This window comes from Acidimicrobiales bacterium, assembly GCA_035316325.1.
Classification (GTDB): domain Bacteria; phylum Actinomycetota; class Acidimicrobiia; order Acidimicrobiales; family VFJN01; genus DASXTK01.
Genome location: DATHJB010000013.1, coordinates 1 through 20,368 on the forward strand (window position 1 = coordinate 1; position 20,368 = coordinate 20,368).

A 20,368-nucleotide genomic window follows, 5' to 3' on the forward strand; every position below is an offset into this window, starting at 1 on the left:
CGGGAGCGGGGCCGGGCCTACCCCGACATCGTCAACGGCGTGATCGACGGGCGCATCAAGGGCCTGTGGATCGTCGCCACCAACCCCGTGGTGTCGTTCCCGAACCGGGAGCTGCTGGAGGACGCCTTCCGCCGCCTCGACCTGCTGGTGGTGCAGGACGGGTTCTCGACGCCCACCACCGACCTGGCCGACGTGGTGCTGCCGGCGGCGATCTGGGGTGAGAAGGACGGCACCTTCACGAACTCGGAGCGGCGGGTGTCCCGGGTCCGCAAGGTGGTCGACCCGCCGGGCGAGGCCCGCAGCGACTTCGACGTGTTCCTCGCCCTCGCCGACCGCCTCGGCGTGCGCGACGAGCTGTTCCCGGGCTGGACGGCCCCCGAGGACGCCTTCGGCGAGTGGGCCCGGGTGTCCGCCGGCCGCCTGTGCGACTACGGCGGCATGACGTGGGACGCGATCGAGGCGGCGGGCGGCCTCCAGTGGGGCGGCGAGCGCCTCTACACCGACGGTCGCTTCCCGACCCCGGACGGCAGGGCCCGCCTCCACTGCGTCGATCCCGTCCCGATCACCGACCGGCCCCGCCGGCGCTTCCCGCTGCTGCTGAACACCGGCCGCACGGTCGAGCACTGGCACACCCGCACCAAGACCGGCCGGGTGGAGGTCCTGGAGCGCCTGGCCCCCGAGGCGTGGGTCGAGGTGAACCCCGCCGACGCCCGCACCCTCGGCGTCGGTTCCGGCGACGTCGTGCGGCTGGTGTCGGAGCGGGGGGCGGTCGAGCGGATCGTGGTGCGGGTGACGTCGGTGGTGCGCGAGGGCGAGGTGTTCGTGCCGTTCCACTACGACGAGGCCTGCGCCAACCGCCTGACCCTCAACGAGTTCGACCCCATCTCCCGGGAGCCGAACTACAAGCAGTGCGCGGTCCGCCTCGAGAAGTCGCCCTCGGCCCGGCATTGAGGGTACGAACGTCCAAGTCGACGGTGATGCGCGGGAAAGCCGCCCGAAACAGGCCGGAAACCGCGCCGCGCGACCATGCGCGCGTGGCGTCCGCACGGCTCGACGGGTTCGCGGTCGGCGTCACGGCCGATCGACGCTGGGAGGAGCAGGCCGAGCTCCTCAGCCGTCGCGGCATCACCGTGGTGCACGGGCCGGCCATCCGCACGCTGCCGCTGGTGTCGGACCCGGCGCTGCTGGCCGTCACCGAGGAGCTGGTGGCGACGCCGCCCGACGTCCTCGTCGCCAACACCGCCATCGGGGTGCGGGCGTGGCTGTCGGAGGCCGAGAGCCACGGTCGCGGCGACGCCCTGGTCGACGCGCTGCGCCACGCCCGCATCGTCGCCCGCGGCCCCAAGGCGGCCGGCGCGATCCACGCCGCCGGGCTCGAGGTGGCCTGGCGTGCCCCCACCGAGACGCTCGACGAGCTGCGCAACCTGCTGCTGGTCGACGGCGTCTCGGGGGCGCGGGTGGCGTTCCAGCGTGACGGCGGCGAGGTGTCCGACGTGGCCGACGACCTACGGGCGGCCGGCGCCGAGGTCGTGGAGATCCCCGTGTACCGCTGGCAGCTCCCCACCGACGTGCGGCCGGCGCTGCGGCTGACCGAGGCCGCCATCGAGGAGCGGGTCCACGCGGTGACGTTCACCAGCGGCCCCGCGGTCCGCAACCTGCTGGCGATCGCCGCTGCCGAAGGCCTCGACGGCCCGCTGCGGGCGGCGTTCGCCGGTCCGGTGGCGGCCGTGTGCGTCGGACCGGTGTGCGCGGCGACGGCCCGGCGCAACGGCATCGGTCGCACGGTCACGCCGCCGCGGTCCCGTGTCGGGCCGATGATCCGCTCGCTGGGTGAGAACCTGGAGGCCCGCATCGACGTGATGCAGGTCGACGGCATGGGGGTCGAGGTGCGGGGGACCACGGTGGAGACGCCGCTGGGCCGGGCCGAGCTGGCGACCCGTGAGGTGCAGCTGCTGCGGGCGCTGGCCGAGCGTCCCGGCGCCGTGGTGTCGAAGGGCGAGCTGCTGGGCCGGGTGTGGCATTCGGGCACCGCCGATCCGCACCTCGTCGAGGTCACGGTGGCCCGGCTGCGACGCCGCCTCGGGCCGGTCGGCATCGCCGTCGCCACGGTCCCTCGCCGGGGCTATCGGCTGGCCGTTCTCGATCCGTACGCGGCAACTTCCGCCTGACCCGCCGCGTACGATTGGGCGACAACCAGGCGGGCGACACCGGGGTCGTTCGGCTGCACCGCCACTTGCGAACGGGTGCCCCAGATGAGCTTCGACCGGCTCCGGTCCGATCTCGACCCCCTACGTAACGACGACCCGCCCCGCGCCTGGTGGGACGTGCTGCTGTGGATCCCGGTGGGGTTCGCCACCACCCAGCTCGTCGGCGGTTCGCTGCCGGCGCTGGCGATGGTGCCGCTGGCGCTGCTGTTCGTGGTGGCCCACCACTACGGCCCGGCCACGGTCGAGGTGATCGCCGGTGGCGGTGGGTTGATCGCCAGCGCCGCGAACGCCTGGGACGGCGCCGGCTGCCAGGTGGCGATCGGCGACGTCGGCGTCGTCGTCGTCGTGGTGTTCGGCAGCATCTTCCTGGTCTCGTCGTTCGTGCGGCTGATCGGCGCGGCGAGCCTGCGCGAGATGGGCAAGCACCTCGTGATCGCCACGGCCGCGGTCGAGATCGCGCTGTTCGCCGCGGTCCCGGGCGGCGAGCCGCTGATCGACGCCCGCGAGGTGTACGCCCCCGCCGGCCTGGCGGTGGCGCTGCTGGTCGTCTCGCAGATCGGCCTGATCGACCGCATGCAGCTGGGGATGCTGGCGCTGGGTGCGCTGCTGCTGCCCGTCCAGGTGGCGCAGGCGCTGGGCGACAACCCCTGCGGTGCGGGTGGCTTCGGTCCGCTGCTGGGGATGTCGGTGTTCGCCGCCGCGGCCTACTCGTTCGCCACCGCCCACCCGCTGCGGACCGACGAGGACGACGACGAGCTCGCTCCCGAGCCCGTCACCCGGGGGCGGGACGAGAACCACGTCGGTGCGTGGGTCGACGCCACCCCGGAGACCGGCGTCTGGACCGACCCGGACCCCGATTTCGGTGCGTGGGTGGACAGCACGCCCGAGACGGGTGTGTGGCACGACGCCGATTACGAGGACGAGTTCCGCGACCCCGAAGCCGGCCACGCCCCACCCGTCGAGCCCGACGACACCTACGACGACGAGCCTCGGGGATAGTCGCGGGGGTAGGCGCCGTCCCACTGGGCTACCGCCAGGCGGGCGGTCGCGGTGGGCAGCAGCGGGTGGTCCGGCCCGGCGACCGTGATCGCCCGCTCGATGACCTCGGCGTCGTAGGGGTGGACGTCGGCGAACACCAGGAGCTCCTGGGTCGTGCCCCGGCGCAGCAGGGCGGTGCGCAGGGCCACGTCGCAGTGGTGGCGCCGCTCGACGACGAACGGGGCGTCGCTGTCGGGCAGCAGCTGGCCGCGGTACAGGGCCGTGGCGCGGGCGAGGTCGGCGGTGTCGAGGTGGTCGAGCAGGTGCAGGAGGTCGACGTCGGTGGGCACGGTGAGCCGGTAGGGGCGGGAGCCGACGACGTCGCCGAGCACCCGCCGCACCTGGGAGACCTCCACCTTGGTGGTGGTCGGCGACAGGGGGCGGTCGCCGTGCAGCAGGGCGTGCAGTTCGCCGAGGCTGGCGGTGTCGACGCAGGCGAGCACGGTGACGATCTCCAGCTGCCGGCGGGTCAGCAGCACCGGGGTGCCGGCCAGGCTGGCGGTGCCGCGCCCAAGCACCCGCAGCTCCAGGCCGGGAGCGCCGACGTGGCGGGCACCGGGTACGAAGTTGGCCTGCTGCTCGACGACGCGGGCCAGCGCGGTCACCGTGGCCAGGCCGAGCGGGTTGTCGCGGTCCCAGGTGGTGCTGAGGTCGACCACGCCGAGGGGCCTGCCGTGGGCGTCGCGCACCGGCGCCGAGTAGCAGACCCAGTCGCGCACGGCGGAGCACCAGTGCTCGGCGGAGAACACCGTGGACGGGCGGTTGTTGATCAGCGCGAGGGCGACGGCGTTGGTGCCGGCCGACGGCTCGTCCCAGCGTCCCCCGACCGTGAAGTTGACGGTCTCGGCCCGGTCGCGCATCCAGCGGCCACCCCAGGTCCAGAGGATGCGGCCGGTCTCGTCGGTGACCGCGGCGACGAGGTCGCCGTCGCGGGCGATGCGCTCGAGCTCGTCGCCGAGCTCCGGCCAGGCCCGCCGGATGGGCGAGGCGTCCCAGCGGTCGGCGGCCGTGTCCGGTTCGTCCAGCGGTGCCGCGTCCTGGGCGGCCGCCAGCCGGGGCGCGCACCGCACCCACGACTCCTGGACGGGATCCCCGTCGGGCACGACGATCCCAGCCGCGGCGGGGTCGAACCTGGCCCGTTGCCGCTCGATCTTGTGACGACGCCTGCTGAGGTCGTGGTCCATGACCGCCTCCTCGCGCCCAACCCTATTTGAACCTTGGCGGGTACATCGTCCGACAGAGCATGGCGATTGGGCATCCCCGAACCATGGGGCCACGGCGCCTCTGAGGAACGTTGCTGCGACGTCTCGGTTGGCCGCGTGCCGGCGGCGCTCCCCGCCTCCCGGCACGCGGTCGAGCGGGTGATGCGCGGGGCGCGCTAGGGGGAGGTCGTCTCGCGGTCGGCGCTGTCGCTGGGGCTGTTCGACGCCGGCTTGCTCTTCGCCCGCGTCACCGTCACCTCGGTGATCGCCCGGTCGTCGACGCCGGTGATCGTCATCCGCCAGGGTCCGACCTCCACCACGTCGCCGGGCTGCTCCGGGATGCGCTGGAGCTTCCACAGCAGGAAGCCGGCGACGGTGGCGTACTGGCCGTCGGGCACCTCGATGCCGAGGTCGGGCAGGTCGTGGGCGGGGAAGCGGCCGGGCAGGACCATGGTGCCGTCGGGCTCGCGGCGCACCAGCAGCACGTCGCGGTCGGTCTCGTCGTAGATCTCGCCGACGAGCTCCTCGATCAGGTCCTCCACGGTGACGATGCCCTCGGCGCCGCCGTGCTCGTTGACGATCACCGCCATCTGCACCCGCCCCAGCTGCATCTGCCGCAGGGCGTCGAGCACGCCGAGCGTCTCGGGGAAGATCCGCACCGGCGCGGCCTGGGCGCCCGCGGTGCAACTGGCGTCGTCGGACAGCAGGTCGCGCAGGTGGACGATGCCGATCACGTCGTCGAGCGACCCGGTGGTGACGACCGGTGCCCGCGAGTGGCCCGACGCCGCCAGCGCGTCCCGGGCGACGCTGCAGCGGTCGGCGGCGTCGATCGTGAACACGTCGGGTCGGGGCCGGAGCACCTCCTGGAGCGACCGCTCGGAGATCTCGAAGGCGCCGTCGATGATGCTGCGTTGCTGCGGGGTGAAGCTGCGCTGCGCGGCGACCATGTCGCGCAGCTCCTCCTCGGTGACCTCTTCCCGGCCGCGGGTCGGGTCGCCGCCGAAGAGGCGCACCACCAGGTCGGTCGAGTGCGACAGCAGCCACACGACGGGTCGCGTGACCCGGGACATCAGCGCCAGCGGGCGGGCGGCCACCAGGCCCCAGCGCTCGGAGCGCTGCATGGCGATGCGCTTGGGCGCCAGCTCGCCGAACACGAGGGTGACGTAGGAGAGGATCAGCGAGACGGCGACGATCGACGCCGGGCGGGCGAACCCGCCCAGGAAGCCGAGCGGCTCCTCCAGCGGCTCGGCCAGCGACACCGCGGCCGACGCCGACGCCAGGAACCCGGCGATGGTGATGCCCACCTGGATGGTGGCGAGGAACCGGTTCGGCTCACGGGCGAGGCGGGCGAGCACCGCTCCGGTCGACGAGCGCTGCTCCAGGCGGCGCAGCTGCCCCTCGCGCAGGGTCACCAGGGCGACCTCGGACCCGGCGAGCACCGCGTTCAGCAGCACCAGCACCCCGATCAGGACGATCTGGGGCCAGATCATGGCTCACGCTCGCTCGTGTCCCTCATTGTCAGAGGCAGCGTACTCCCGGCCACAGGACGGGAGGCGTAGCGGTTGTCCGCCGGCCGCTAGCCGAGGAGGTCGACGATGTCCTCGACCATCAGCACCAGCAGCAGGGTGATGACCGTGAGGGCGATCGCCGTGTAGGCCCAGCGCCACTTGTGCCGCGCGGCGTGGAAGCGGCGGATGGTGAGGACGTTCGAGCCGATGGCCACGAGGCCGATGGCGAGGCCGAAGCCGGGGCCCACGTCGGCGGCGTGGCCGAACGCCGGCGCCACGAACGGCAGCACCACGTAGGTGAGCAGGCAGCGGGTGGCCGAAACCAGCATCGACGTGGAGAAGGCCCGCTGGGCTGCTTGCTCGCGTCGCTGGGTGTCGGCGACGTCGGCCGGCAGGGGGGCGGTCAGCACGTTCTCCACGGCGGCAAAACCTACGCCGGGTCGGCTGCTGACGGCCAGCGGGCGGGGGGTTACTCTGGCGCCGGGCAAGCACTGGGGGAGTGTTGGGCAGACGGGACTGGGCACCGCGGGGGAGTCGGCTCGTGTTGGCGGCCGCGCTCGTGGCTCTCGCGGCGTGCGCCGGCAACGAGCTGAACGTCGTCGATCCGCCGGCCGACCCGGGCGTCGTCGGGCTCTCCGCTTCCACCACCACGTCGTCGTCCACGACCACCACCTCGACGACGACCAGCACCACGTCGACCACCACGACGACCGCTCCCACCACCACGACTGCTCCCACCACGACCACGGAGGCCCCGCCCCCGCCGCCCCCTCCTCCACCCACGCTGGAGGACCGGTCGCTGGCGTTCGTGAACGAGAAGCGGTCGGAGGACGGCAGCGGCGGCCTGGAGATGGACCCGGAGCTCGTCGCCCTCGCCGAGGCGTGGGCCCAGGAGCTGGTCCGCTCCCAGGACCTCCACCACAACCCGAACCTCAACGACCAGATCCCCGACGGGTTCAACACCTGGGGCGAGAACGTCGCCTTCAGCTCGGTCGCCGAGCAGATCGACGACCTCTGGTGGAACAGCGACGGCCACCGCGCCAACATCCTCAACCCCGCCTTCACCTCCCTCGGCGTCGCCTTCACCGAGGACGACTCCGGCACCACCTGGGCCGTCCAGGTCTTCGCCGGCTGACCCCGGCCCGGTTACCGGTCGACGGCGGCGAGGATCGTCGTCACGAGGTCGGCGGGGCGGGTGAGCTGGGGCCAATGGCCGGTGGGGAGGTCGACGATCTCGACGTCCTCGATCTTCGCGAGCTCGGCAGCGAAGGGATGACCGTCTTCCATCCAGCCGCGCAGCTGCGCGGCCGGGAACTCGCAGCAGATGACGGTGACCGGCACCCCGTAGCGGCGCTCGTCGCTCAGCTCCTGCTTGTCGCTCGTGACGCCCGCCGGCTCGGGGACGGCGATGTCGAGCAACCGGGCGCGCAGGCTCTCGTCGAGGTCGACGAGGTCCTCCTCCTCGAACAGCGACCAGTCCGGCAGCGGGACCTCACCGTTCGCCGCGGGCAGCTCGTCGTTGATGACGCCCCCGGGCCCGAGCGGGCCGCTGTCCACGTAGACCACCCGGGCGATGCGGTCGGGCCGGGCGTCCACCACGGCGTGGGCGATGGCACCGCCCCCGCTGTGGCCCACGAGCACGACCGGACCGGGTAGCGCATCGACGACCTCGACCACCGCGTCGACGTGGTCCCGGAGCCCGATGCCCGACCGGTCGGCCTCCCGGGACTCCTTCCCCGGCAGCGTCAACGCCGTGACCTCGTGGCCGGCGTCGCGCAACGGCCCCGCCACGTCGTCCCACGACGCGCCGTCCAGCCAGAACCCGGGGATCAAGACGATGTCCATGCCCCGAGCGTATTGGCACCTGGTGCCACCAGGGAGGCGGTAAGGCTGAGGTGAGCGTGGCCGGGGGTACGGTCAGGCAATGTCTGATCTCGGGACGCTCGGCCGGCTCGACGTGGGCGACCGGCAGTACGACATCCACCGGCTTTCGGCGCTGGGCACGGGGGTGGAGCGGCTGCCGTTCTCGCTGAAGGTGCTGCTCGAGAACCTGGCCCGGCACGTCGACGGGGTGGCCGTCACCACCGACGACGTCGCCGCGCTGGCGGCCTGGTCCGGCGGCTCCGGCACCAACAGCACCGGCGGCACCCCCGACGACGACCGGGAGATCGCCTTCTTCCCCGCCCGGGTGCTGATGCAGGACTTCACCGGCGTCCCGGCCGTGGTGGACCTGGCGGCGCTGCGCCACGCCGTGGCCGAGAGCGGCGGCGACCCGCAGCAGCTCGACCCGCTGATCCCCGCCGACCTCGTCATCGACCACTCGGTCCAGGTCGACGTGTTCGGGCGACCCGAGGCGCTGTCCCGCAACGTCGAGCTGGAGTACGAGCGCAACGTCGAGCGCTACCAGTTCCTGCGCTGGGGCCAGCAGGCGTTCGGCAGCCTCCGGGTGGTGCCGCCCGCCACCGGCATCTGCCACCAGGTGAACCTGGAGCACCTCGCCACCGTCGTCGCCACCAGGGACGGTCTCGCCTTCCCCGACACGCTCGTCGGCACCGACTCACACACCCCGATGGTCAACGGCCTCGGCGTGGTGGGCTGGGGCGTCGGCGGCATCGAGGCGGAGGCGGCGCTGCTGGGCCAGCCCATCTCGATGCTGATCCCCGACGTCGTGGGGTTCCGCCTGGAGGGCGAGATCCCCGAGGGCGCCACCGCCACCGACCTGGTGCTCACCGTCACGAACATGCTGCGGGCCCACGGCGTCGTCGGGCGCTTCGTGGAGTTCTACGGCCCCGGTGTGGCCAACGTGCCGCTGGAGAACCGGGCGACGATCGGCAACATGTCGCCGGAGTACGGCTCCACCATCACGATCTTCCCGGTCGACGCCGAGACCCTCCGCTACCTGCGCTTCACCGGCCGCCCCGAGGAGCAGGTGGCGCTGGTCGAGGCGTACGCCAAGGAGCAGGGCCTCTGGCACGACCCCGGCGTCGACCCCACCTTCACCGAGACTCTCGGGCTCGACCTGTCCACGGTCGAGCCGTGCATCGCCGGCCCCGCCCGTCCGCAGGACAAGGTGCCGCTGCGCGAGGCCAAGGCCCGCTTCGCGGTGTCGCTGGTCGACTCGCTGCCCGAGCAGGGCGCCGCGGTCGCGACCGCGGTCCCGGTCACCGTGGGGGGCCGCACCTACGACGCCGCCGACGCCGAGTCGTTCCCCGCCAGCGACCCGCCCGCGGCGGCCACCGACGCCACCCGCCACGGCCACTCCCACAGCGCCGACGTCCCGCACACCCCGGACCCCGCCGCCCCCGACGTGGCCGACGACGTCTCCGGCCGCCCCCACCAGCGGGTGGCGGTGGAGCTGCCGGCGGAGATGGGCGGCAACATCGTCGAGCTCGACCACGGCCACGTCGCCATCGCCGCCATCACCAGCTGCACCAACACGTCGAACCCGCAGGTGATGGTGGCCGCGGGCCTGCTGGCCCGCAACGCCGTCGAGCGGGGCCTGCGCACGCAGCCGTGGGTCAAGACGTCGCTGGCGCCCGGGTCGAAGGTCGTCGTCGACTACCTCGACCGGGCCGGCCTCGTCCCCGCCCTCGACAAGCTCGGCTTCGACCTCGTCGGCTTCGGCTGCACCACCTGCATCGGCAACTCGGGCCCGCTGCCCCCACCGATCGCCGAGGCGGCCGACCAGCACGGGCTGGCGCTGGTGTCGGTGCTGTCGGGCAACCGGAACTTCGAGGGTCGCATCAACCCCGACGTCCGCATGAACTACCTGGCCTCCCCGCCGCTGGTGGTGGCCTACGCCCTGGCGGGCACGATGGACCTCGACCTGGTCACCGAGCCCCTCGGCTACGACGACCAGGGCATCCCCGTCTTCCTGGCCGACATCTGGCCCGCGCCCGCCGAGGTCAGCGCGGTGGTGGAGTCCGCGCTGGCGTCGGAGATGTTCACGCGGGCCTACGGCGAGGTGTTCGACGGCGACGACACCTGGCGCTCCCTGTCGATCCCCGAGGGCGGGGTCTACGCCTGGGACGACACCTCTACCTACGTGCGCCGGCCGCCCTACTTCGACGGCCTCCCCGACGAGCCCGTCCCGCTGCAGGACGTCGTCGACGCCCGGGTGCTGGCCGTGCTGGGCGACAGCGTCACCACCGACCACATCTCCCCCGCGGGCGCCATCCACCCCGACAGCCCGGCGGGACGCTGGCTGGTCGTGCACGGCGTCGCCCCGTCGGACTTCAACTCCTACGGCGCCCGCCGCGGCAACCACGAGGTGATGATCCGGGGCACGTTCGCCAACCGGCGCATCCGCAACCACCTCGCGCCCGGCACCGAGGGCGGCGTCACCGTCCACCTGCCGTCGGGCGAGCAGCTGTCGATCTACGACGCCGCCGAGCGCTACCGGGCCGAGGGCGTGCCGCTGGTGGTGCTGGCCGGCAAGGAGTACGGCTCGGGGTCGTCGCGCGACTGGGCCGCCAAGGGCACCGCCCTGCTGGGCGTGAAGGCCGTGGTGGCGGAGAGCTTCGAGCGCATCCACCGGTCGAACCTCATCGGCATGGGCGTGCTGCCGCTGCAGGTGGCCGCCGGGCAGACGCTCGCCGACCTGGGCGTCGTCCCGACCGACTCCGTGACCATCACGGGCCTCGCCGGCGTCGACCCGGCGTCGCTGCTGGGCGCGGCGCTGACGGTCCGCATCGGCGCCGTCGAGGTGCCGGTCACGGTCCGCATCGACACCCCCACCGAGGCCGCCTACTACGAGCACGGCGGCATCCTCCAGTACGTCCTGCGCCAGCACTTGGCCCGTCGCGCTCGCCGCACCTAGTGCCGCACCGGAATACTGGGTGCCGGAGATGGCGGTAGCGAGCGGACAGCTGGTGGGAAGAACGTACGTAACAGGACTGCACGACGACGAGCCCGAGCCGACCTGGGAGGCGCTGGACGCCTGGGCCGACGACTGGCGCGTGGTCCGCCGGCTGTCGGACGGGCACCGCAACCGCGTCGCGGTGGTGGCGCTCGACGGCCGTCCCTACGTGGCCCGGCTGAGCCGCATCCGCACGCTGGCGCTGGAGTGGGAGGTCACGCTGCTCGACTGGCTGCGGCGCTGCGACGTGGGCGTCCCCGTGCTGGTGCCGACCCGCCGGGCCGGCGACGAGCCCCAGCTGCACGCCGGCGGCTGCATCGTGACGGAGGTGGTCGACGGCCACCAGCCCAAGAGCGACGACGACTGGGAGCTGGTCGCGACCACGCTGCGGCGGCTGCACCACGTGAGCGGCGGCTGGCCGCAGCGACCCGGCAGCCGGGCGGCCGCCGACCTGCTGACCTTCGAGCACGGCGAGAACGTGGCCGTCGCCGCCATGCCGCCCGACGCGGTGCGGCGCTGCCGTGCGGCCTGGTCGGCCATCGCCCACCTGCCGCGCACGGTGGTCCACGGCGACCCGCGGGCCGGCAACATCCGCATCACCGGCGGCCAGGCGGTGCTGCTGGGGTGGGACGAGGCCCGGGTCGACGCCTCGGTGCTCGACCTCGTCACCCTGCCGCGCCGGATCGGCGGCCTCGACGACGCCCGGTGGGTCGACGCGCTGCGGGCGTCCTACGCCTGGGAGGCCGCCAATCGCTGGACGGTCGAGCCGACCTACGCCCGCCGTCAGCTCGACCTGCTCCGAACCATGAGTTAGAGGCTCGGCGCGCCAGCGCCGAGGCGACTTGGGGCGGCGGCGGGGTGGTTGGATGGGTTGACAATTTGTTGAACGGCGCGGGGTCGTCCGCGCCGGGGCGTTGGGCAGTTCGCGCGGGAGACCCCGGAGACCTGCGACATCTGCTCGAAATTCCCTGGATATGAACCACTACTGACTGTGACAAGCGACACTGTCCAGGGCGTTCTCAGTCCGAGACGAACACCTGTAGGGTGCTTTTCGTCCTGCTGGAGTGGGCTGGACACAGTCCCCTTGGATCATTGGAGATCCTGTGTTTCAACGTCTAGGTCGCTGGTGTCATGACCACCGGTGGAAAGTCGTCATCTTCTGGGGTGGAGGCCTGTTCCTCGCGAGCTCCATCCTCTACGGGGCGCTCGGAGGTCCGTCGACGAGCGCCGACTGGTCACTGCCAGGCTTCGAATCGGCACAGGGTGCCGAGCTCCTGGAAGACCACTACGGCGGCCAGGGTGCCGGCTTCGGCGGCAACATCGTCTTCGAGTCCGACACCGGGGTCGAAGATCCCGCCGTGCGCAGCACGATGGAGGGCTTCTTCGACGAGGTCGCCGGCGTCGACGGCGTCAACTTCGTCGGCAGCCCCTACGCCGAGGGGGGTGAGCGCCAGATCGCGACGGAGGGCCCGTTCGCCGGCGACATCGCCTTCGCCCAGGTCGACTTCGATCCCAACCTCGACGAGACGGAGTTCACGAAGACCTCCCAGGACATCAACACGGCCTACGACGACTTCGTCGCCGATTCCTCGGTCGACGGCCTGCGGGTCGAGCTGGGTGGCGCGGCGCTCGCCACCTTCGAGGAGCCGACCACCGAGCTGCTCGGTGTCGCCTTCGCCATCTTCATCCTCATCGTGGCGTTCGGCTCGGTGCTGGCCATGGGCGTGCCGATCGGCACCGCCGTCGCCGGGATCATGTCCGGCAGCGTCATCGCCGGCTTCCTGAGCTTCGTCTTCCACCCGCCGAGCTTCGCCTCGATCTTCGGTCTGATGATCGGTCTCGGCGTGGGCATCGACTACGCCCTGTTCATCGTCACCCGCTACCGCGAGAACCTGCACAAGGGTCACGACATCCGCGAGTCGATCGCCATCGCGCTCGACACCGCGGGTCGGGCCGTGATCTTCGCCGGCACCACCGTGGTCATCTCGATCGTCAGCATGATCGTGATGCGGCTGAGCTTCGTCACCGGCATGGCCGTGGCGATCTCCACCGTGGTCGCGGCCACGATGCTGGCGTCCGTCACGCTCCTCCCGGCCCTGCTCGCCTTCGCCGGCAGCAACATCGAGGTCACCCGTCGACGGGGCCTGATCGCCGCGGGCGGCGTGGCGGTGATGCTGGCGGGCGCCGGGCTCAACATCCCGGCGCTGTCGTCCCTGGGCCTGGCCGTCGCCGTCCTCACGATGATCCTCGGCTTCTTCGTGCCGTGGCTGAAGAGGACGGTCGACCGGCGCGAGCGCAAGGACATCCGCGACTCGTTCGCCTACCGGTGGAGCCGTGTGATCCAGCACCACCCGTGGCCCGCCGTGCTCCTGTCGTCCGTCCTCCTGGTCGTGCTGGCGCTGCCGATCTTCGCGCTGCGTCTCGGTGCCTCCGACGAGGGCAACTACCAGGAGGACACCACCACCCGCCAGGCCTACGACCTGCTCTCCGACGGCTTCGGCGACGGCTACAACGGTCCGCTCATGCTGGTGTCGGAGCTCCCCGAGGGCATGTCCGAAGCCGACCTCGAGGGTGTCACCGCGGCCATCGCGGCCGACCCCGGGGTCGCCTCCGTGGCGCCGCCGTTCCCGTCCGACGACAACAGCGCGATCGCCTGGAACGTGGTCCCCACCACGTCTCCCCAGGACGAGGCCACCACCGAGCTCGTCAACCGCCTGCGCGACGACGTGCTGCCGGGGGCCACGGCCGACACTGGGCTCGACGTGAAGGTGTCGGGCACGGTCGCCGTCAACGTCGACTTCACGAAGTACCTGGCCGAGCGGCTGCCGTACTTCCTGGCGGCGGTGCTGGTGCTGTCGTTCCTGCTGCTGATGCTGGTGTTCCGCTCGGTGTTGGTGCCGCTCAAGGCGGTCATCATGAACCTGCTGTCGATCGGCGCCGCCTACGGCGTGATGGTCGCCGGCTTCCAGTGGGGCTGGCTCGGCGGGATCATGAACTTCGAGGCCGCCCCGATCGAGCCGTGGATGCCGATGATGATGTTCGCCATCGTCTTCGGCCTCTCCATGGACTACGAGGTGTTCCTCCTGTCCCGGATCCGTGAGGAGTGGCACCGCACCGGCGACAGCCGCACCTCCGTGGCCGACGGCCTGGCCGCCACGGCCCGGGTCATCACCGCCGCGGCGTTGATCATGGTGTTCGTGTTCGGCGCCTTCCTCCTGGAGCCGGACCGGGTCGTCAAGCTGATGGGCACCGGCCTCGCCACGGCCGTGCTGCTCGACGCCACGATCGTCCGGATGCTGCTGGTGCCCGCCACCATGGAGCTGCTGGGCGACCGCAACTGGTGGCTGCCCGGCTGGCTCGACCGGATCCTGCCCAACATCGACGTCGAGGGCCACGCCGAGCCCGATGCCGTCCCGGAGGACGACCGGCAGCTGGAGCCGACCTCCTGAGGGTCCTGAGGTCCTGACCTGTGGGTCTTGCGGTCGTAGCGCTCATAATGGGTGCTACGACCGCAGAACCACGGGGGAACCGATGGCCACGACCTTCACCAGGATGGACGAGTCCACCGCCGAGCAGTGGGCGGTGATCGGGGCGGAGACCATGAAGAACCAGCCCCGCGTGGCGGAGCAGGTGCTCGCCATGGTGCGCCAGCTCGAGGGCATCACCGACGGCTTCGGTACGAACCAGCTGGTGCACGCGCTGCAGACGGCGACCCTGGCCGAGAAGGCCGGCGCCGATCAGGAGATGGTGGTGGCGTCGCTGTGCCACGACATCGGCAAGATCATCTCGGTGTTCAACCACCCGGCGATCGCCGCCGAGATCCTGAAGGCCTACGTGCGCGACGACGTCTACCAGGCGATCAAGGCCCACCAGGACTTCCAGGGGGCGCACTACTACCACCACTTCGGTGGCGATCCGAAGGCCCGGGTCCAGTACGAGGGCCAGCCCTGGTACGGCCTGGCAGCGCAGTTCGCCGACGAGTGGGACCAGATCGCGTTCGACCCGGACGCCGAGACGTTCCCGCTGGAGCACTTCGAGCCGTTGGTCCGCGAGGTCTTCGCCGCCCCCAAGGGGTGACCCTGACCTGACCTGGCGGTCGCGATCTCTAAGGTGGCCGGCATGTCCGACGCTGCCGCCGACTCCGTGCCCGTGGTCCCCGCCGATCCGCTCGTGAAGGGTGGTCGCATCGTGGTCGGTGTCGACGACTCGCCCGACGCGGCTGTGGCCTTGCGTTGGGCGCTGCGGGAGGCGATCGTCCGCGAGGCCACGCTCGAGGTGGTCCACGCCTGGCAGGCGCCGGTCTCCGCGCTGCCGTGGGGCGGCACGTGGGCCGTACCGGCCGACGAGGCCGAGCTCGACGAGGCGGCGCGCGAGCAGCTCGATCGGGTGGTCGACGGCGCGATCGCCGAGCTCGAGGTCCCGGCTCCCGAGGTCGTGCGCACCGCCCTGCCCGGCGAGGCGGTGCTCACCCTCCTCGACATCTCGGTCGGGGCCGACCTGCTGGTGGTCGCCTCGCACGGTCGGACCGGCCTGCGCCGCCTGCTGCTGGGCTCGGTGGCCAGCAACGTGGTCCAGCACGCCTCCTGCCCGGTCGTGGTGATCCGCCTCCCGGAGGACTGAGGCGCCATAATCTGACGGTCCATCAGATTCTCGGGGGATCGCCAGCGTGATACTCGACAGGTTCAGGCTCGACGACAAGGTCGCGGTGGTCACCGCCGCCGGCCGCGGCATCGGCGCGGCCAGCGCGGTCGCCCTGGCCGAGGCCGGGGCCGACGTGGTGGTGGCGGCCCGCACGGCGGAGCAGCTCGACGCCGTGGCCAAGCGGGTGGTGGCGGCCGGCCGCCGGGCCGAGGTGGTGGTCGCCGACCTCAGCGACCTCGACGCCGTCGCCGGCCTGGTCGAGGCGGCGACCTCGGTGTTCGGGCGCCTCGACGTCGTGGTCAACAACCTGGGCGGTGCCATGCCCCGCCCCTTCCTCGACACGTCGCCGCGCCGGATGGTCGAGGCCTTCACCTTCAACGTCGCCACCGCGCACGCCCTGACCCGGGCGGCGGTCCCGGTCATGCTGGCGGGTGACGGCGGCGCGGTGGTCAACATCTCGTCGACGATGGGCCGGGCGACCGGCCGGGGCTACGCCGCCTACGGCACGGCCAAGGCGGCGCTGTCGCACTACACCCGCCTGGCCGCTGCCGACCTGGCGCCCCGCATCCGGGTGAACGCCATCGAGGTCGGCTCCACCGCCACGTCGGCGCTGGAGATCGTCCTCACCGACGAGAACCTCCGCACCCAGATGGAAGAGTCGACCCCCCTGAAGCGGATCGGCGACCCCGACGACATCGCCGCCGCCGTCGTCTACCTGTCGTCCCCCGCCGCCGCCTACGTCACCGGGAAGATCCTCCCGGTCGACGGCGGCCTCGACCGCCCCAACCTCGACCTCGACTTTCCCGACCTCTGACCCAGAGGTCCCTAGAGGTCCTGGACCTGGCTAGAGGTCCTGGATCGTCGTGAGGATCTCGTCGCCGTAGCGGTCGAGCTTGGTGGGGCCGATGCCGTCGCAGCGGACCAGTTCGTCGAGGGAGCGGGGAGCGCGGCGGGCGATGCCGTCGAGGTGCTTGTCGTTGAGGACGACGTAGGCCGGGACGTTGTCGGCCTTCGCCCGGTTGCGGCGCCACTCCCGGAGGGCGTCGGAGCGCTTCGCGTCCTCGGGCGCGAGTGGCTCGGCGGTGGTGCCACCGGATCGGCTGCCCGACGTCGTCGTCGCCCGTTCCCGGGGCCGGGTTCGGAGCTCCTCCGGCGACGGCGGTGGCTTGTGGGGAGCCTCGCCGGTCAGCTCGGCGAGGAACGGCGACGGCGACCCGGCGCGAGCCAGCACGGTCGCCGACGTCCGCGCCCGGGTGAGGGCCACGTGGAACACCCGCCGCTCCTCCTCCAGCAGCCGCCCGACCTGGTTGAGCCGGTGCGGCATCACCCCGTCGCTGGCGTCCCACACGACCACGTGCGGCCACTCCAGCCCCTTCACCCGATGCACGGTCGACAGCGTCACTCCCACACCGCTGTCGTCGCTGCGCCGCAGCCGACCCCGCAACCAACCCTCGAACCCGGCGACGCCTCGTCCTGTGGTGCTGGCACCGGCGCCGACGACGTCGACCTCGTCCACCCACGACCGGCGGCCGTCGTCCGCCGGTTCGCCGGCCTCCTCCTCGTTCGGCCACGGCCAGGCGCCGTCGTCGCCGCCGCTGTCGCCGGACGGCGGGGCGTCAGGGGCAGGGGCAGGGGCCGGGGCAGCGGTGGGGGCAGGGGCCGCGGTGGGGGTGGGGTCCGACGAGCGGGCGTCGTAGGCGCGGGCGACCATGACGAGGGCGTCGAGGTCGTCGAGGTGGCCGCCGCCGGGGGCGGAGCGGGCGTCGTCGAGGCGGCCGAGGGCGGTGGCCAGGCCGACCCGGTCACGCACGGCGACGAGCACCTCGGCGGCGCTGGCGCCCCCACCGGCCAGTTTGCCGAGCAGCACCAGGTCGTCGTAGAGGCCCGTCAGGGCGTTGCGCGACCTCTCGTCGTCGAGCCCGCCGGCGAAACCGCCCAGCCGGGACAGCGCCCACTGCCCGTTGCCCAGCGCCTTGAGCAGCCCCGGGCGCAGGCCCCGCGACGGCCGGCGGGCCACCAGCGCCAGGTCGGGCCCGTGCAGGTTCGCCCCGTCGCCCGAGCCGGCGGCATCGGCCAGCCGGAGCCAGGCCAGCGCGGCGCGCGTCCCGGTGCGGTCGAGCATCCGCTCGCCCACCACCGCGCGCACCGGCACCCCGGCCTCGCCCAGCAGCACCTGGGGCGCCAGCAGCCCGGCGTTCACCCGGGTGAGCACGGCGACGTCGGAGGGAGCGGCGCCGCCCGACAGCGCCGCCTGCACCACCTCCACCAGCCGGCCGCCCAGCGAGGCGTCGTCGTGCCGCGCCACCACCAGGCCGGGCACGGCGTCGTCGGCCGGGCGACCGGCCCGGATCTCCTTGGGCACCCGCAGCGAGTTGTACGACAGCAGCGCGGACGCCGCCTCCACCACCTCGGCCGGGCACCGGTAGTTGACCGACAGCAGGAAGGCGGCGGCGCCGGGGAAGAACTGGTCGTAGTGGACGAGGAAGCGGGGGTCGGCACCGGCGTAGCCGTAGATCACCTGGTCGTCGTCGCCCACGCCGTAGACGTCGTAGGCCGGCGCGGCGAGCAGCCGGATCATCAGCAGCTGGGCGGGCGTGAGGTCCTGCAGCTCGTCGACCAGCAGGTGGCCGCAGCGGCGCTGGGCCCACTGCCGCAGCTCGGGGTTGCGCAGCAGCACCTCGACGGCGCCGTAGACCTGCTCGTCGAAGTCGATGGCCCCCATGTCGTGGAGCCGCTGCCGGTAGCGGTCGAACAGCCCGCCGAAGCCGGGGACGTCGTCGCGGGACGCCTCCACGTCGTCGGGTGTCTCGAGGCCGCCCCGCACCTCGCCGAGCGCCTCCAGGTAGGGGGCGTAGACGTCGTCGTTGGCCCGGGGCTTCACCGGCGCCAGGTCCTCCAGGATGTTGCGGACCGCCCGCTCCTCGAGCACCCGGGGCCGCCCACCGTGGGCCCGGCCGAGCAGCTCGAACCCCAGGGCGTGCAGCGTGCGGATCTGCGCCTGCGGCAGGTCGCGGGTGCGGGCCCGCATCTCCTCGGCGGCCCGGGTGTTGTAGGCCAGCGCCGTCACGGTGGCCGGCGCCCACCCCCGGTCGGACAGGAGATGTCGCAGCCGGGCGGTCAGCACCCGGGTCTTGCCCGAGCCGGCCGGCGCCAGCACCCGAGCGGCACCACCGGTGTGCCCGACGGCCGCCAACTGGTCGTCGGCCAGCTCGTCGCCCGGCGCCGTCCAGCGATCGACGGTGAGCTCCTCGGCCCACAGCTGGTTGACGTGCACCACCCGCAGCCCGGCGAGCGCGGCCTCGTCGAGCGCCGCGGCGCGAGGGCCACCGTCGATCCACACCCTCGTGCCGTCGGGGAGCGACACCTCGCCGTCGCCGTCGGCCGCGTCGCCCTCAGCTGGCGAGGCACCCAGGCGGACAGCCCGGGTGGCGTGGTGCCAGCGGGGCGGCTCGTCGGCGTTGCGGGCGTCGTAGCGGTTGGCCCACACCAGGAAGTGCAGCCGCTCCCGGGCCAGCTCGAAGCCGGGGTCGAGCAGGTAGGGCGGGCGGTCGTCGGTCTCGGGCCGCTTCATGTCGGCGAAGGGCACCGCCAGCTCGACCACCGTCGGCTGCCGCGCCCGCCACGCCGCGTCGAGCCACGCCAGCGCTTCCGCCGGCGACGCCAGCACCGCGGCGTCGATGCTCAGGCGCGGCCACCCGTCGGCCGCCGCCGGCACGGCAACGTCGGGCACCACCACCACACCCCGCCCCAAGGCCACCGGTCCCGGACTCCACGCCCGCTCGTCGCTCACGCCACCGACACTAGGAGAAGGGTGTGACAGCGAAGGCGAAGCCCTTCACCTCTTGGGGCGGCGGCGGGGTGGTTGGTACGGGGTGTAACAGTCAAGGTCCGCTCGTAGGCTCCCGATCGGTGGGCCAGGAAGGAGCCTGCCATGAGCCAGTACGCAGCGGGTGGTTTCGAGACGGCAGGCATGCCGTCGAGCGAGGAGCTCCGCGAGGCCTCGTCGAGGTGGTGGTTGTTCCTCATCCTCGGCCTCGCCTCGGTCGTGCTGGGGGTGGTCCTGCTGTTCGACCTGGTCGTCGCGGTCGAGACGCTGGCGTTGTTCATCGCCTTCGGCCTCATCTTCACGGGCCTGGAGGAGCTGCTCGGCTCCACCCGGTACCGGCGGGCGTTGAGCATGGCCGCCGGCATCTTCCTGATCGTCGCGGGCATCGTCGCCATGTCCTGGCCCGGCATCACGCTGTGGGCCCTGGCCGTGGTGACGGCGATCGGCCTCATCTTCTCGGGTGCGGTGCGTGTGACAGCGGCGCTGATCGACCGACCCGAAGGATGGGGCTGGTTGCTGTTGGGCGGCGTCGCCTCTCTGGTGGTCGGCGCCCTGGCGATCGCCTGGCCGGACGTCACGGTGCTCGCCCTGGCGCTGCTCCTCGGCATCCGCATGATCATCTTCGGCGTCGTCGAGATCGCCTCGGCGCTGCAGCTCCGCAACCTTGGCTCGTACGCCCGCTAGCTCGGGCGGGGACCGGTGCTGCTCGCACGCAACGTCGCGTGCGAGCAGCGCCTGTGCAACGAGGCGCCTGATCCGCCGGGGAGCGCCGTAACGTGCCCGGCGTGTCCGTCAGCCTGCGCATCTTCACCGAGCCCCAGCAGGGCGCCACCTACGACGACCTGCTCGCCGTCGCCCAGGAGGCCGAGTCCCTCGGCTTCGACGCCTTCTTCCGGTCCGACCACTACCTGCACATGGGCGGCGTGTCCGGGTTGCCGGGCCCGACCGACTCCTGGGTCACGCTGGGGGCCCTCGCCCGGGAGACCGAGCGCATCCGGCTGGGGACGCTGGTCACCGCCGCCACGTTCCGCCTGCCCGGCCCGCTGGCGAGCTCGGTGGCGCAGGTCGACCAGATGTCGGGCGGTCGG

At 72.7% G+C, this 20,368-nt stretch carries 17 protein-coding genes; 12 read left to right on the forward strand and 5 right to left on the reverse strand.

Annotated features, from left to right (window positions below):
* The 3 genes from VK611_01730 to VK611_01740 form a co-directional block, all read left to right on the forward strand.
* Window positions 1-951: molybdopterin dinucleotide binding domain-containing protein (locus tag VK611_01730; protein ID HMG40009.1), on the forward strand; the 951-nt coding region annotated here is incomplete at its 5' end.
* 83 nt (window positions 952-1,034) lie between these two features.
* Window positions 1,035-2,168, forward strand: coding sequence for a uroporphyrinogen-III synthase (locus tag VK611_01735; protein HMG40010.1), 1,134 nt, complete (start codon window positions 1,035-1,037; stop codon window positions 2,166-2,168).
* A gap of 84 nt (window positions 2,169-2,252) precedes the next feature.
* Complete coding sequence (locus tag VK611_01740) at window positions 2,253-3,206, forward strand: hypothetical protein (GenBank protein ID HMG40011.1); 954 nt, start codon at window positions 2,253-2,255, stop codon at window positions 3,204-3,206.
* Here VK611_01740 and VK611_01745 read toward each other — a convergent pair.
* The 3 genes from VK611_01745 to VK611_01755 form a co-directional block, all read right to left on the reverse strand.
* A complete protein-coding gene (locus VK611_01745; protein HMG40012.1) occupies window positions 3,182-4,429 on the reverse strand; it encodes a hypothetical protein in 1,248 nt (415 codons plus the stop codon). The two genes, VK611_01740 and VK611_01745, sit on opposite strands and share 25 nt — an antisense overlap.
* 194 nt (window positions 4,430-4,623) lie before the next feature.
* On the reverse strand, window positions 4,624-5,937 hold the full coding sequence (locus tag VK611_01750; GenBank protein ID HMG40013.1) for a hemolysin family protein: 1,314 nt from the start codon (window positions 5,935-5,937) through the stop codon (window positions 4,624-4,626).
* A gap of 86 nt (window positions 5,938-6,023) precedes the next feature.
* Window positions 6,024-6,374 carry a hypothetical protein gene (locus VK611_01755; GenBank protein ID HMG40014.1) on the reverse strand — a complete coding sequence of 117 codons (351 nt, stop codon included), beginning with the start codon at window positions 6,372-6,374 and terminating at the stop codon, window positions 6,024-6,026.
* A gap of 122 nt (window positions 6,375-6,496) precedes the next feature.
* Here VK611_01755 and VK611_01760 point away from each other — a divergent pair, with 122 nt between their 5' ends.
* Window positions 6,497-7,090, forward strand: a complete 594-nt coding sequence (locus VK611_01760) for a CAP domain-containing protein (protein HMG40015.1) — start codon at window positions 6,497-6,499, stop codon at window positions 7,088-7,090.
* A gap of 11 nt (window positions 7,091-7,101) precedes the next feature.
* Here VK611_01760 and VK611_01765 read toward each other — a convergent pair whose 3' ends face one another.
* A complete protein-coding gene (locus tag VK611_01765) occupies window positions 7,102-7,800 on the reverse strand; it encodes an alpha/beta hydrolase (protein HMG40016.1) in 699 nt (232 codons plus the stop codon).
* 79 nt (window positions 7,801-7,879) lie between these two features.
* Between VK611_01765 and VK611_01770 the strand changes: the two genes are divergently transcribed.
* From VK611_01770 to VK611_01795, 6 genes are all read left to right on the forward strand, one after another.
* Window positions 7,880-10,774, forward strand: coding sequence for an aconitate hydratase (locus VK611_01770; protein ID HMG40017.1), 2,895 nt, complete (start codon window positions 7,880-7,882; stop codon window positions 10,772-10,774).
* 52 nt (window positions 10,775-10,826) lie between these two features.
* Window positions 10,827-11,627, forward strand: a complete 801-nt coding sequence (locus VK611_01775; protein ID HMG40018.1) for an aminoglycoside phosphotransferase family protein — start codon at window positions 10,827-10,829, stop codon at window positions 11,625-11,627.
* 289 nt (window positions 11,628-11,916) lie between these two features.
* The gene (locus tag VK611_01780; protein HMG40019.1) at window positions 11,917-14,262 is read left to right on the forward strand and encodes an MMPL family transporter; all 2,346 of its coding nucleotides are present in this window, start codon (window positions 11,917-11,919) and stop codon (window positions 14,260-14,262) included.
* A gap of 103 nt (window positions 14,263-14,365) precedes the next feature.
* Window positions 14,366-14,890, forward strand: a complete 525-nt coding sequence (locus VK611_01785) for an HD domain-containing protein (GenBank protein HMG40020.1) — start codon at window positions 14,366-14,368, stop codon at window positions 14,888-14,890.
* A 42-nt stretch (window positions 14,891-14,932) separates the two neighbouring features.
* Window positions 14,933-15,433, forward strand: coding sequence for a universal stress protein (locus VK611_01790; GenBank protein ID HMG40021.1), 501 nt, complete (start codon window positions 14,933-14,935; stop codon window positions 15,431-15,433).
* Window positions 15,434-15,479: 46 nt separating this feature from the next.
* Window positions 15,480-16,268: an SDR family oxidoreductase gene (locus VK611_01795; GenBank protein HMG40022.1), complete on the forward strand. Its 789-nt coding sequence runs from the start codon at window positions 15,480-15,482 to the stop codon at window positions 16,266-16,268.
* Between the two features lie 30 nt (window positions 16,269-16,298).
* Here VK611_01795 and VK611_01800 read toward each other — a convergent pair whose 3' ends face one another.
* Window positions 16,299-19,244: an ATP-dependent DNA helicase UvrD2 gene (locus VK611_01800; protein HMG40023.1), complete on the reverse strand. Its 2,946-nt coding sequence runs from the start codon at window positions 19,242-19,244 to the stop codon at window positions 16,299-16,301.
* 141 nt (window positions 19,245-19,385) lie between these two features.
* Between VK611_01800 and VK611_01805 the strand changes: the two genes are divergently transcribed.
* Together VK611_01805 and VK611_01810 are read left to right on the forward strand one after the other, a co-directional pair.
* Window positions 19,386-19,964 (forward strand): DUF308 domain-containing protein, encoded by a 579-nt coding sequence (locus VK611_01805; protein HMG40024.1) that lies wholly within the window; start codon window positions 19,386-19,388, stop codon window positions 19,962-19,964.
* 101 nt (window positions 19,965-20,065) lie between these two features.
* The coding region (locus VK611_01810) for an LLM class flavin-dependent oxidoreductase (GenBank protein ID HMG40025.1) at window positions 20,066-20,368 on the forward strand (303 nt) is incomplete at its 3' end.

Coding starts and splice junctions, on each gene's coding strand:
- VK611_01785 (HMG40020.1), top strand. CDS start 14,366: ATGGACGAGTCCACCGCCGAGCAGTGGGCGGTGATCGGGGCGGAGACC.
- VK611_01770 (HMG40017.1), top strand. CDS start 7,880: ATGTCTGATCTCGGGACGCTCGGCCGGCTCGACGTGGGCGACCGGCAG.
- VK611_01805 (HMG40024.1), top strand. CDS start 19,386: ATGAGCCAGTACGCAGCGGGTGGTTTCGAGACGGCAGGCATGCCGTCG.
- VK611_01750 (HMG40013.1), bottom strand. CDS start 5,937: ATGATCTGGCCCCAGATCGTCCTGATCGGGGTGCTGGTGCTGCTGAAC.
- VK611_01740 (HMG40011.1), top strand. CDS start 2,253: ATGAGCTTCGACCGGCTCCGGTCCGATCTCGACCCCCTACGTAACGAC.
- VK611_01765 (HMG40016.1), bottom strand. CDS start 7,800: ATGGACATCGTCTTGATCCCCGGGTTCTGGCTGGACGGCGCGTCGTGG.
- VK611_01745 (HMG40012.1), bottom strand. CDS start 4,429: ATGGACCACGACCTCAGCAGGCGTCGTCACAAGATCGAGCGGCAACGG.
- VK611_01790 (HMG40021.1), top strand. CDS start 14,933: ATGTCCGACGCTGCCGCCGACTCCGTGCCCGTGGTCCCCGCCGATCCG.